Below are 14,513 nucleotides of genomic sequence, written 5' to 3' on the forward strand. Positions count from 1 at the left end.
TTAAATCAACTATTTCAAAAAAGTGACTTCAGAAATTACAGACAATTTTCGATTTACAATAAAAAAATTACCTGCTGAGACAATTAGATAAGGCTGAAGTCTTAAATTCATGCCTTGAAATCAACCGTTAGATGAAGCCTGTAATATTAACCCTCTATTTACTTATTGCTACCTGTTCTTTCGCATACAGTCAAAAAAAAGAACCTTTAACTCCTCCACTAACCTATACCGTACGCTTTACCGACAAGCCAATAAAAATAGACGGAAAAGAAGAAGCTCAATGGAAGAATGCCAATTGGACTTCAAAATTTATAGATATTGAAGGCGGCCACAATATGCCACTTTATAATACAAAGGTAAAAATGTTATGGGATAACCAATATTTTTATTTTTTCGCAGACCTTAAAGAGCCTAATTTATGGGCCACTATTACAAAGAGAGATAGCGTAATTTTCAGAAATAACGATTTTGAAATTTTCATAGACCCAGACGGATCTACGCAACATTACATGGAGTTTGAAATTAATGCTCTTAATACTGTTTGGGATTTACTGCTAACTAAGCCCTACAGAAATCATCCTTTTGTGATTGACAACTGGGATATTAAAGGCTTAAAGACAGCTGTAAAGCAGTATGGGACACTAAATAACCCAAATGACATTGACAAGGGATGGACTGTAGAAATAGCTATGCCTTGGAGTGCGCTAATGGAAGTAAGTCATGACCATACAATTCCTGAAGACAAATTTTGGAGATTAAATTTTAGTCGTGTTAATTGGAAGTTGGACACAGCTAATAACACCTATTACCGTAAGCGGTTTGAAAACGGCAGACTTCAACCTGAATATAACTGGGTATGGTCGCCTCAGGGAGCCATAGATATGCATATGCCTGAAAACTGGGGTTATGTGTACTTTACAAAAAGTAAAAACGACTTTTTTATTCTACCTGAAGATGAAGTTATAAAATGGTCATTATATAGAGTATACAAAACTATAAAACAGCCTGCCGATGAGGGTAAAATATTTATAATAAAGCCTTACCATATTTTAAATAAACGCATAAAGGTAAATTTTGAATATCATCAATCGGGCTGGAATATCTGGACTGTTAGCCCCTTCACTGAAAAGAAAATAATCATCACTCAATCTGGTGAATCGATGATAACCTTATAAACAAAACAACATTCTTAAAATAGAATGGCATACAACCATTTTCAATATAACCTGCATTAGCCATGATCAAAAGAAGAAAATTTTTACAAAAAACAGCCATAAGCACTGTGTCTCTCAGTCTGCTCAGCCAGATGAGTTCTACTGCAAATCCCTTAAAAACGGTTAAAGCAACTAAACCGGTGGTGATTTCAACATGGAATCATGGAATGCCGGCTAATAAAGCTGCTTGGCCCCTATTAAAAAAAGGTGATGACGCTTTAAACGCTGTAGAGGCTGGAGTAAGAATAGTAGAAGCAGACCCTAATGTGATGACAGTGGGCCTTGGAGGTTACCCTGACAGAGAAGGGGTAGTAACGCTTGATGCGTGTATCATGGATAAGTATAGTAACTGTGGCTCTGTAGCCTTTTTACAAAATATAAAGCACCCTATATCAGTGGCCAGAAAGGTGATGGAGAAAACACCTCATGTTATGTTGGTGGGAGAAGGTGCATTAGCTTTTGCTAAAGCCGAAGGGTTTCAAGAGGAGAACTTGCTCACTCCAGCATCAGAAAAGGCATACAAAAAATGGCTTGAAACTTCTAAATACGAGCCTATCATTAACATTGAAAACCATGATACGATCAGCATGCTTGCTCTTGATAAAAATGGAGACTTAGCTGGCGCCTGCACTACTAGTGGTGCAGCATGGAAAATGCATGGAAGAGTTGGTGATTCACCGATTATAGGAGCAGGCTTATTTTTGGATAATGAAGTAGGCGCGGCAGCTGCTACAGGCCTAGGAGAAGCTGTAATGAGAACAGCCGGCAGTGCTATGGTGGTAGAGCTGATGAGACAGGGTAAGTCACCAGAAGCTGCTTGTAAAGAAATAACGGAGCGTATTTATAAGCTATACCAAAAGCGTGAAGACCTAAAGAACCTTCAGGTAGGATTTATTGCCTTATCTAAAGCAGGCGAATATGGCGGCTATAGTCTAAAGGAAGGATTTAATTATGCGGTACATTCGGAACTCAAAGAAGAGTTAATAGATGCAAAATATTCAATGTAAAAAAATAGCTGAGCTTCACGGCTCAGCTATATATCTTTGGTTGTTTAAAAAACATTAATTGATACCTTTTAGCCACTCTTTTGCGTCAGTTTCACTTTTGAAATTTTCCGAAGTCCACTCCACCCCTTCTTCCTTTTCGGTATCTTTGTGAGCAGTTTTCATAGAAGCTCTGCCAAACACATCTTCTGGCACTACAAAGGCAACATGCGTAACCCCTATGCTTTTAACTGTTGGATGCCATACTTGATTTATGTACTCGGCAGCACCCTTAGCATAAACCTTAACCTTAGACAAATCAATTAGGCATTTTTTAATTTCATTAGTTCTAATGATCTTATATTCTTCTTCACACACAGTTTGTAATTCCTCAAAAGGAACAAAACCACTTAACACTGCATGTAATGATTTCAATTCACTGATATAAGATACAGTGCAATTGTCAGTAGTAAACTTTGTCAACATATTAATATAATTTGTTCTGAGAGCAAAAATGCAAACAATAGGCCAATAGCTGCTTGCATACTAAATCATGTAAGTCAACGTAAAAAAAACCATTTTTAGTATAACTAATTTTAATTCAAAGAAGAAAATTATTATTAATTGAATGAGTTGAATTATGTTAACAAAAGAAAGCATTCCCCATCTGGGAAATCAATTCTTAAATTGAAGGCACTGGAATAGAATTGTTTATAATAAACAAAAGGTTGGCAGAGCATACTCCACACAACCTTTTGTTTTGCCTTAATTAAATTTTAACTATCACCAAAATGTCATTTTACCTGGTAAATCTGAAACTCAGTGTAGTTATACCTTAATGACTATTGAGTGCTATAAAAGGTTGCATCAAAATTTAAATATTTTTTAGTTTATTTTAAATAGTAAAAAAGTCAACCTTTTTTATAGGACTCTAAACCTTCATTCACTCAAAAAAAAAGGCCTTACGGCCTTTTCTCTAATTCATAAACTTTAAGCATACCGGAGTAGGTATTTCACTTTCAACTCCTATGTCTATAAGTTCACCCGTATCTTGATTAATCTTAAAAGTAACTACGTTGCCAGTATTTTGATTGGCCACCAGCAAATACTTGCCAGCAGGGTCAATTACAAAATTTCGTGGTCCATCACCTTTGGTTGATTGATGTCCTATCAGTTTTAGTTTTCCAGAATCACCATCAATGGAAAACATGGCTATATCATTGAACTTGCCTCTATTAGAAGCATACAAGAATCTACCATTTGGGGTAATATGAATATCCGCAGAGCCTGCATCAGTAACAGTAGTATCCTCTACGGTAGAGATTGTTTGAAATTCATTAAGAACTCCCTGATCGACCAATTTAAAAGCTGTAACCGTACCGCTTAACTCATTAACAGAGTAAACCAACTCTTTTGAAGGATGAAAAACCAAATGTCTTGGCCCTGAACCTGGTTTAAGATGAGCATCATTCCCTGTAGCCTGCAGGCTATCAGAGCCCTCATCCAATATGTATTGTTTAATTTGATCAATACCCAAGTCTACAGCATATGCATATCCGTTTTTTGCAGACCAAATGCTGTGGGCATGGGGTGTCGTTTGTCTATCCGTTAATCCCTTACCCTCATGCTGAACAGCCATCTCATTTTTCAATGCTCCATTGTCTGCTATAGAAAATAAGGATACGTTGCCTCCTACATAATTAGCTACCAATACATATTTACCCGATGCATCTACGGTAACAAAACAGGGAGCACCTCCTAACGAAGGTTCTTTATTTATTTCTAATAAAGTACTATCAGTACTATTAAAAGCATAGGCATATACCATACCTCCATCTATAGAATCATTTTTCACTGTTTCACTTACAGCATAAATGTATTCACCATCTGGGTGAATAGTTAGGTATGATGGGTTTTTTATGCCATAGGTTGTATTCACGTAAGTTAATCTACCAGAAGAAGGATCAAACTTATATAAATATATGCCATCAGCCTTTCCATCTACATGAGATTCCTTTTCTGTATAAGTACCTATAAATACTAAATTGTTGATCTCTTTCTCTTCTCTGGTGGTGTCTTTGGTTTGTGCGTTTTTTCCCTTGCTTTCACTAGGCTTCTTACAGCTAAAAGCTATAGAAAAAATAGAAGCCATAATAACAAGTTTTGTTATTGAGGTTTTGAACATTGTAAGTATGGTAAGTTAGCTTGGTTAAATTATTCATTACAAATTAAGAAACATTATTGATTACAAGAATAAAAGCCTTAAGTGCAAATTGACTATATGTTTATTCTCGCAAATGTTTCAAGCTTATAAGCAAAAGTAATAATATCATAAGTTTTTATTATAAACTTATGATAATCATCTTATAAGTTTAGCCTTTTTCACCCCTTGGGTAAGTAGTCATCTTTTAAAATTACAGCGTGATAAGTTTTTAAACTAAGAAAAAGATTAATTTTCTTAGTTTAATATTATTTAAAATTAAAGATTCAGGGCAGCCAATTGTCATAGAATATTAAAACTCACATACATAGAAGACACAAAAAAAGGAGCACCTTTACAGCACTCCTTTATCTTAAAAATCTCCTTCACCTTCATGGCCATTATCTTTGTCTGGTTTTTTAAGCTGGTTTAGCCTATATGTAAAGGTGAGTAATATTTGCCTGCTCCTCCATTGAAATTCAGACTCCTCTACAAACGTATTTCCAAAAGTTTGCCCCCTGTATTTTCGGGTATTGAGTAAATCTCTCACATTGAGCGTAAGCGTGCCGTTATTATCAAGTATATCTTTGGTTAGCCCCATATCTATGGTATAGAATGATTTTCTCTTTCCTTGTGGGCTTTTTTGAGGGGCTCTATATCTACCACTTATTTGATAATCCAATACTTTGAATAAAGTCATTTTAGAAGTTACCCTGGTAGACATACTATAAGTATCACTAGATAAATCCTGATCTCCAAAACTTCCTTCTGTCATATTTCTATAGAAGTTAGCACTACCATTCAATTTCCACCAAGATCCTATTTCCTGCGATAGGGTAAATTCAAAACCATATGCGTTGGCATAACTAAGATTCTGAGGCACCATGTAGATTACCGTATCTCCATTAACAAAATCTTGGTACCTTACTCTGCCTATCACATCGGTAGAGTGGCGGTAATACACGCTTGAATAAAGTGAGCCCGCATCCCAGTTTTTCAGATACCCTAATTCGTAAGCATCGGTATATTCAGGGTCTAAATCTGGGTTACCACTTCTTATATTTCTAGGGTCTGTATAGCTGCTGAAGGGGTTTAAATTCCAAAACCCCGGCCTATCAAGACGCCTACTGTAACTTGCCTGCACTGAATTACTATTTGGCAACTCATAAGTAATATGAGCACTTGGAAAGAAACCTACATAATTTTTATCATTAACATCATTGGTAGTCACTAGCTCTGTAGTTATATCTGTCACCTCGGTTCTGAGCCCTAGCTGGTATGATAATGAAGATGCCTTATTTCCATAGATAGCATATGCTGCATAAATTTTCTCATCATAGACAAAATTATTGGTAAAACCAGGTAAGCTTTGAAACTCCCCTGTAGCATTTCTTTCCTCTACATCATAATTATTATCTATTTTCCTGATATTGGTACGTAAACCAGCCTCTAACTTGCTGTCTCTATTAAAAGGATGCACATAATCAGTTTGCACAAGCATATTTTTCTCCGTCTCTAAATTATAAGACCTCTGAAAAAGGTTAACCGCGAAGGGTTCTCCATTTTGAGGAGTAGCACCTTGCTTTTGCTGTGAGTCTTCTGTATCATCACTATCGCGATATTGAACATCAACCGTTAATTTCTGTCCCTCTTTTTCCCACAGGCGAGTATAATTTAAAGCATATTCATAGTTATGCTCTTTTTCATCTTCCTCATCTGTTCTTAGCGAATCGGCAACCAATTCATTGTATCTATTAAAGTTTTTGTACCTAAGGTCAGTATCATTATCTTCATCTGACACCCTATATAAGCCAGAGACAGTTAATGTATTGAAGTCATCCAAGTAAAAATCTGACCCCACTCTAAAGTTATTAGATAAGCTGGCTCTTTGTCTATCGTTATCTGTTCTTCTTCTGGTATTATAGCCGTCATTAAAAAATGTTTGATCCGCAAACCCTGACCCAGGGCTATCTCGATACTCAATACCATAATTGGCAAATAAATTCATCCATTTTTTACGGTAATTTAAGTTAAAAGAAAAACCATAGTTTGTAGGCTGCCCCACGTTAGCATTAAATGAACCATTAACTCCTTCGCTGCTTTCTTTTTTAAGAATGATATTAATGATACCTGCATTACCTTGAGCTTCGTATCTGGCTGATGGATTGGTCACCACTTCTATACGCTCTATCAAATTACCTGGCAGCTGCCTTAATGCGTCTGTACCACTAATCCCAACAAGTCCTGATGGCTTACCATTGATGAGTATACGCACATTTTCGCTCCCTCTCAGGCTTACATTACCATCTATATCTACACTTACGGAAGGTACATTGTCAAGAATATCAGAAGCATTGGCACCCCTATTACTTAAGTCCGCGCCTATATTGAAAACTTTTTTATCTAGCTCCATCACCATTTGGCTTTTTTCAGCCGTAACCACTACCTCTTTTAGCGTTTCAGTATCAGGACTTAACACAATATTGCCCATATTCCGAACTCCACTTGCTAATTCTATATTAAAAAACTTAGGACTGTAGGAGATAAACTCTACTTTGAGAATGTATTTACCTTTCTTTACTTTAATGTTAAAATTACCCTGCCCATCAGTAACTCCTCCGGTAACAAGCGCACTGTCTCCAGCAGCAAGAATACTAATAGATGCATATTCTAAAGGCCCTCCGGTTTCACTGTCGATAATATGCCCTTTTACACTTGTAGGCAGTTCCTCTGCATAGCTTTGGGTAGCTAAAGTAAAGATGCTTATTAGTAAAAAAAGGTAAAGTCTGATTCTCATACAATTATGGTTTTTGCCTATTTAATTATGACAAACCAAAGGTACACACAATGTTTGAGTTAAATTTGATTGAATTTTGAAGTAATTCTGAAGCTTTCAATTTAATTGATGAATGGCAATAAAGCCATGTATAAGGCTACAATTATTGTGAGAATTTCAAAGTAAATACATGTTCATTGCCGATCACCTCATATATAATATCATAATTAACAGCTTCGCATATTTTTTTAACTATTGCCAAGCCTAATCCTATGGAATCTTTACTTTGGTTAGACTTTTTAAACCTTTCAAACATAAGCATAGGGTCATAAACTGCTAACTCTCCAGTATTTTTAATCTGAAGATGGGTGCTCGTCAGTTTCACTGCTATAGTGCCCTTCTCATAATTATGCCTTATTGCGTTTTGCAATAAATTATTGATGAGTAGAGCAATTAAAGTATGATCTATATGAACTCTAACGCCTACAGCAATTTCTAAAGTAAGCTCAATGGACTTAAGCTCTATTAACTCTTTGAAGTCAAATAACATTTGACTTATTAGCTGAGAAAGGTCTATTTCTTCAATTTTTTCAAATTCCTTATTTTCTATTTTTGCTAGCAGAGAAAGAACTTTACTCAACTTAGAAAGCCTCTTCAGTGAATTTTGAGCTGAGTAAACCAACATCATTTGATCATCGGTTAAGTTATCTGACTCCAATAACAACTCTAGTTTGCCACCAGCAATAGTGAGTGGAGTCTGCATTTCATGAGACGCATTTTCGGTAAATTCCTTCAGGTTCTGATAATCTACAATCATCTTCTCAGTCATGGCAGCAATGAACCTGTTGAGATCATCAAATTCCTTTGTGCCGGACTTGTGGCGCAAAATGGGCTGCCCGTTTTTCAAACTAAAATTCTGAATATTACTCAGTGTATATTTAAAAGGTTTTAATAGGTATATAGAAGCAATAATACTTAGCACTACAACTACTGCCAGCAACAACAAATAAACCTTTATTAAAGACTCTCGCACTCCATCTGCTATATCGTCCTCCTCCACTATAAGATCGTAAATGGCAATTTTAAAATACCCGTCATCCACTTTTCTTACTACATCTAATTTTATGTGCGGTTCCATCCGCTGCAGCATAGAGTGCATCACTATAGTATCTGAAAACTGTATTTCAGTCTCTTCCGCATTAGCTCCCAATGGGATTATGGTTACTTTATCTTTCTGAAAAGAACAGTTAAGGTTTTTCCTATCAATAAAACTAAGCGCCCAGATTAACCTTTCTTTCAAGAATCTCTGTTGTTCAAGGTCTATTTCTCTTTTTATTACTTGATGCGTAATAATACCACCGGCCACAAATACCAACAATGAAATAATGAGGTATAGCAGAGTTATTTTAAAAAAAAGCTTCAACTAATTTTTGAATTAAATTTATAACCAGAACCATACATGGTTTGTATATAATCATTACCACCTGCTTGAGTTATCTTTTTCCTGAGGTTTTTAATATGTTGATACACAAAATCAAAAGAGTCCACTGCATCCATATAATCTCCCCATAAATGCTCAGCAATAGACTGCTTGGTAAGCACCCTATTTTTATTAGCCACCATATAAAGCAGCATTTCATATTCCTTTCGGGTCAGGTCAAGATATTGTTCCTCTACCCTTACCTCCATGGTATCGGTATTGATCTTAATTTCATTGAACTCAATAATGTATGACCCTGCCAAATTTCTTCTTCTATAAATGGCTTTGATTCGGGCATTAAGCTCTGACAGGTGAAATGGCTTTGGCAAGTAGTCATCAGCCCCCAAATCCAGCCCCTCCACTTTGTCATCTAAAGACCCCTTGGCGGATAAAATAAGTACTCCAATCTGCGTATTTTCCTGCTTGAGATAACGCAATATATCCAAACCATTACCATCAGGCAGCATTAAATCCAGCAAAACTACATCGTAACTAAAACCAGAAAGTTTGTCTAAGGCATTGGCATAAGAGGAAGCCCATTCGCAAATGCCTCCTTCTTTAGAAAGGTAAGTCAATATATTTTGCGCCAGTTCTTCCTGATCTTCCACTATCAACAATTTCATAACCTAAAATTATTAATTGTTTCTGAAGATAATTTGAAGTTGAGATATTAACTCACTTTTAAAGCTATATTTCATTCATAGCAAAGTATTCGTCCTTTCTGCACCACATTTTCACCTACATCAGTGATTCTATAAAAATAAGTACCTACAGCAAGCGCTGGTAACACCACATCTTCTGTTTTCATATTTAAAACATGTATCAGCTTACCTTGCATATTATATAAATGTACCTGAAATGGAGGCATTACGCCTTCATTTTCCAATGTTAAATTCCTGTTTCCATTAACAATAAGTAGATTGTACACCTCCGAAGGTGGCAGAAACTGATCTACTCCCGTCACTGTGTCATCATCCTCATCATCATTATTATTACCATTAAGTTCATGAGCCAGCAACCATTCATATAGATTAACGCCATTTGCTACTGCTAAGGTTGGGTTATAAGCTACCTGAGCCGTACTATCATGACTAATTGAATCTTCTGCGGGATATGTTATAAACTCTAAATCACCCAATGACTGAGCATTTTCGCTACAATTTTTAATATTATCAAATGAACTCAAGCCCGATTCATAGGTAACGGGGCTCTCATCTTCAACACTATGATAAGCCCTTAAATTAATACCTTCCTGCGCGATAATACACCCCTCTTCTTCATCCACTCCATTACCCGCTACTATGCTCACCGCTGCCAATTTATTTGGTTGATTATAGTTATTAGAGGCAAATTCATATGCACCAATACCCCCAAGACTATGCCCTGTGAGGTATATTCTATTGGTATCTATTCTATAATTATTTTCTCCATTTAAGATATAATCTATAAAAGTATGTACTGCCGAAGAGGTCCACTTATAAGCAAGTGACTTCAGTTGAGGTGAAACTACTATAAAGCAGAGCTCTTCACCATCCACGGTAAAGCACATATCTTCACTTTCATAATTTTCAATAAAACTAGGCGGCCCTAATAAAGCCACTTTATATAAATCACTATTATAGTCACCTTTTTGCCCCTGCCCATGCAGGGATATCAACAAAGGGTATTTTTTTTCGCCATTGCTATAGTCTGCCGGCAAAAACTCCAAATACCCTCTTATATCATCTTGGGTTAGTGTAATTATTTTTTGCCTTTTAATATCTGAATTAGATTTAGGCTGACTATACACAACTATGCAACAGCATATAAATATTATGGAGAGGAGTAATTTCATATGTAGTAATTAGAGGCATGTAACCATGCATGGTGATTATTAACAGCTGCTATTTCAAATATTATTTTTCTGATTCCACCGAATCTGCCACGGTATAACCCGGAGCGGGCTGCATCACTTTAAGGTGAATTTTGGTAGTACCATCTTCGACCATCTCTAACTGCTTAGCAGCAGCTCTTGATAAATCCAATATTCTTCCAGATGAATATGGCCCTCTATCATTAATTTCAACAGTAACCATTTTATCATTACTCATATTGGTTACTTCTATAATAGTGCCCAATGGTAAGTGATTATGTGCAGCAGTAAGCTTTGTTTTATCGTAGTGTCCACCATCGGCAGTAACATTACCATTAAGCGAATTGGCATAGTAGGAAGCTTCGCCAGTTTGCTCATAAGGCTGTGGAGCTTGCCCACATGATAATACTGAAATAGTAATTACAAAGAAGAAAAATAATTTCATAGCAGCTAAATTGATATAATAAGTTAACAGCTACCCGCTTACTTTGTTAACCAAAACCATATACAACACTAAAATGAATATTATTTAACCAAACATTACATTATCCTATAGAAGCAAATTATAGTTAAATAAAAAAACTGCTTATAAGCGAATTAAAACGAGATAAACTGAATCATAAAATTGGATTATAGCCACCAAAAGTGTATTTTTTACCTTTAAAAAGTTTAGATTTGAAATGAAAGTGATTCATTGTCATTGATTTATAGCTATATTAGGTCATTGAAAGCTTATTTTTAATTTATTGAAAATATACAGATTATAGCATATTAAATACGATTAATCATTATATCACTGTTAACCAATGAGATAAAGGCAAATGATTCAATATATTTTCATTTTCTCAGAAATCGATTTAATCACAATTAACAGAGATATAATACAACCAAATTGAATATTTTTTTTACCTTTTGATAATTGTAATTTTTTAAACTAAATAACTATTATGATCCGAGATGTGTAAAACTTTCACCTCATGAAAATCATTTATAATCCTAATTGAATAAATAATAATATACCTTAGAATGACAAATTACCGTATGATGAAAAAACGTCTTTCACATTCGTGTCTGATGTTTTCGAGTATTCTTTGTTTGCTACTACTCAGTATAAACGCAAATGCTCAAAATGAGACCCAAGCTATTACTGGAAAGGTAATAGATGAATTTAATGAACCCATGCCTGGAGTTAACATCTTAATTAAAGGCACGCAAAGGGGAACCGTTACTGACCTTGAAGGTAACTTTAGGGTTAGTGCTAACAGTAGCGATGTTCTGGTATTTTCTTTTATTGGATACCTACCAGAAGAAATCACTATTGGTAATCAAACTAATATCAGTCTTCAAATGAGTCCAGACATTACTTCCTTATCAGAGGTAGTAGTTATAGGTTACGGTACTCAGCAAAAAAGTGATGTAACAGGTTCAGTAGCCAGTATTTCAGAAAAAGACTTTAACCCTGGCCAGATGACCTCACCTGACCAACTTATTTCGGGTAAAGTTTCTGGTGTACAAATCACTTCTAATGGTGGAGCACCTGGGGCAGGAAGTACTATCAGAATTCGTGGAGGATCATCGCTTAACGCTAGTAATGATCCTCTGATTGTTATTGATGGAGTGCCATTAGATAACAACAGTGTAGCAGGAGCTTCTAACCCGCTTAGTTTCATCAACCCTAATGATATAGAATCTGTAAACGTATTGAAAGATGCATCAGCTACTGCCATTTACGGTTCAAGAGCATCAAATGGTGTATTAATCATTAACACTAAAAAAGGTAAAGCTGGGCAAGACCTTCATGTCAACTTTAGCTCGCTAACCTCTGTTTCTACTGTGCCTAAAACTGTAGAGGTATTATCTGCTGATGAGTTTAGAGACATAGTAGCAGAAAAGCAGCCTCAAAAGGTAGGCCTACTTGGTGACTATGACACTGACTGGCAAGACGAAATTTTTAAAGATGCCGTTAGCTCTGACAATAACTTGAGCGTTAGTGGTGCCTTTAAAGAGCTTCCTTACCGTGTATCTGTAGGGTACTTAAACCAAGATGGTGTGCTAAAAACTTCTAACCTAGAAAGAACTACTGCAGCCATAAGTCTTAACCCATCGCTGTTTAACGATGCATTAAAAATCAATCTTAATGTAAAAGGTATTTATTCTAAAAGTAGATTTGCCGATCAGGGAGCTATAAGCAGTGCTATAGCTTATGACCCTACTCAGCCTGTTTACACTGATAACGAATATGGAGGTTTCACTCAATGGACTGCTTCTGGTAAGCCATTAACACAAACTACATATAACCCTGTTAGTATTTTATCGCAAAACCATAACATTGGTAAGGCTAAAAGAAGCATCGGTAATATTCAGTTTGATTATGCATTACCATTTATCGATGGGTTAAAAGCAAACCTTAACTTAGGTTATGACATCTCTACCAGTGATGGAAGCAATGATATACCTGCCGAAGCTGCTTTTGTTTATAACCAAGGCGGTAGTTATACACAGTACGGACAAGATAAATCAAATCTACTTGCAGATTTTTACTTGAACTATAAAAAAGAGTTAACTGCTATTAATAGTAATATTGATTTCACTTTAGGTTATTCTTATCAAGATTTCACAATCGATAACTACACTTACCCAGAACTTAATGCTGAAGGCGATACAGTATCTACGGCTGCTATTCCGGTAAACCCTAAATACAGATTAAAGTCTTATTTTGGCCGATTGAACTATGGGTTAAAAGACAAATATTTATTGACTGCAACTCTTAGAGCTGATGGTTCTTCTCGTTTTAGCGAAGACAACAGATGGGGATTATTCCCTTCAGTAGCGTTAGCTTGGAAAATGAAAAGTGAGCAATTTCTTGAAAACAGTAATTTAATTTCTGAATTGAAATTAAGAATTGGTTATGGTATAACAGGTCAGCAAGATTTCGGAGACTACTTCCCTTACCTACCTCGCTACACTTATAGTAACCAAAGTGCTCAGTACCAATTTGGAAATCAGTTTTTCCAAACATTACGTCCAGAGCCTTATGACACTAACATAAAATGGGAAGAGACTACTACCTACAATGCGGGTATTGATTATGGTTTCTGGAATGACAAACTATATGGTACATTAGATGTGTACTATAAAAAAACAGATGACCTTTTGGCCATTGTTTCAGTACCTGCCGGTACTAACCTTACCAATAAATTATTTACTAACGTAGGAAGCATTGAAAATAAAGGGATTGAATTAGGCCTTAATTACAATGCCATCACTACTGATAAATTTGATTGGGATTTAGGTATCAACGCCACGTACAACACTACTAAAATCACCAACCTTAGCAAAACTAGCAATGATGATTCAGAAGGACTTCCTGTAGGAGGTATCGGTGGTGGTACAGGTAACACCATTCAAATACACACTGTTGATAATCAGCCTTTTGCTTTTTATGTATATCAGCAAGTATATGACGAGAATGGTAAGCCCATTGAAAATGTTTATGTAGACAGAAACAATGACAACCAAATTAACGACCAGGACAAATACAGGTATAAATCACCTGCTCCTAAGTTCTATTTTGGTTTCAACAGTACAGTATCATACGACAAATGGTCTCTTAGCTTCTTATTAAGCGGAAGCCTTGGTAACTACGTATATAACAATGTTAACTCTGGAAATGCTGTTTATAGCAACTTGGGTTATGATAACTATGTAACCAACCTTACCAGAGACATCTACAACACAAACTTTGAAGGCACTGACAATAACGCAAGGTTCTTCTCTGATTACTATGTAGAAAATGCATCTTTCTTACGCATGCAGAACTTAAGCCTTACTTACGATTTTGGTAGAGTGATAGAAGATAAAGTAGGCCTAAGACTAACCGCTAATGCTCAGAATTTATTCCTGATTACTAAATATAGTGGCTTAGACCCTGAAATTTCAGGAGGTATTGATAACAACATTTACCCAAGACCAAGAATATACTCTTTAGGCGTAAATGTTAGCTTCTAA

At 35.8% G+C, this 14,513-nt stretch carries 10 protein-coding genes; 3 read left to right on the forward strand and 7 right to left on the reverse strand.

Translation table 11 applies throughout. The features are described 5' to 3' along the window. The first annotated feature begins 131 nt into the window (after window positions 1-131). Window positions 132-1,175, forward strand: a complete 1,044-nt coding sequence (locus ACXACQ_RS20430) for a carbohydrate-binding family 9-like protein (RefSeq protein ID WP_474977849.1) — start codon at window positions 132-134, stop codon at window positions 1,173-1,175. 62 nt (window positions 1,176-1,237) lie between these two features. Then, window positions 1,238-2,221, forward strand: coding sequence for an isoaspartyl peptidase/L-asparaginase family protein (locus ACXACQ_RS20435; RefSeq protein ID WP_474977850.1), 984 nt, complete (start codon window positions 1,238-1,240; stop codon window positions 2,219-2,221). Between the two features lie 54 nt (window positions 2,222-2,275). Here the strand turns inward: ACXACQ_RS20435 and ACXACQ_RS20440 are convergent, their stop codons facing one another. The 7 genes from ACXACQ_RS20440 to ACXACQ_RS20470 form a co-directional block, all read right to left on the reverse strand. Further along, window positions 2,276-2,683: a hypothetical protein gene (locus ACXACQ_RS20440; protein ID WP_474977851.1), complete on the reverse strand. Its 408-nt coding sequence runs from the start codon at window positions 2,681-2,683 to the stop codon at window positions 2,276-2,278. Between the two features lie 490 nt (window positions 2,684-3,173). Continuing rightward, window positions 3,174-4,349, reverse strand: a complete 1,176-nt coding sequence (locus ACXACQ_RS20445; protein WP_474977852.1) for a lactonase family protein — start codon at window positions 4,347-4,349, stop codon at window positions 3,174-3,176. 421 nt (window positions 4,350-4,770) lie between these two features. After that, window positions 4,771-7,194, reverse strand: a complete 2,424-nt coding sequence (locus tag ACXACQ_RS20450; protein WP_474977853.1) for a TonB-dependent receptor — start codon at window positions 7,192-7,194, stop codon at window positions 4,771-4,773. A gap of 142 nt (window positions 7,195-7,336) precedes the next feature. Further along, entirely contained in the window at window positions 7,337-8,596 is a 1,260-nt protein-coding gene (locus ACXACQ_RS20455; RefSeq protein ID WP_474977854.1) for a sensor histidine kinase, read from the reverse strand. Continuing rightward, window positions 8,593-9,276, reverse strand: a complete 684-nt coding sequence (locus ACXACQ_RS20460; RefSeq protein ID WP_474977855.1) for a response regulator transcription factor — start codon at window positions 9,274-9,276, stop codon at window positions 8,593-8,595. The genes ACXACQ_RS20455 and ACXACQ_RS20460 overlap by 4 nt, the downstream gene beginning before the upstream one ends. 71 nt (window positions 9,277-9,347) lie before the next feature. After that, a complete protein-coding gene (locus tag ACXACQ_RS20465) occupies window positions 9,348-10,487 on the reverse strand; it encodes a T9SS type A sorting domain-containing protein (protein ID WP_474977856.1) in 1,140 nt (379 codons plus the stop codon). A gap of 61 nt (window positions 10,488-10,548) precedes the next feature. Next, complete coding sequence (locus ACXACQ_RS20470) at window positions 10,549-10,950, reverse strand: septal ring lytic transglycosylase RlpA family protein (protein ID WP_474977857.1); 402 nt, start codon at window positions 10,948-10,950, stop codon at window positions 10,549-10,551. 581 nt (window positions 10,951-11,531) lie between these two features. Here ACXACQ_RS20470 and ACXACQ_RS20475 point away from each other — a divergent pair. After that, window positions 11,532-14,513 carry a SusC/RagA family TonB-linked outer membrane protein gene (locus ACXACQ_RS20475; protein ID WP_474977858.1) on the forward strand — a complete coding sequence of 994 codons (2,982 nt, stop codon included), beginning with the start codon at window positions 11,532-11,534 and terminating at the stop codon, window positions 14,511-14,513.

This window comes from Fulvivirga sp. AWR4_260 (assembly GCF_056158185.1).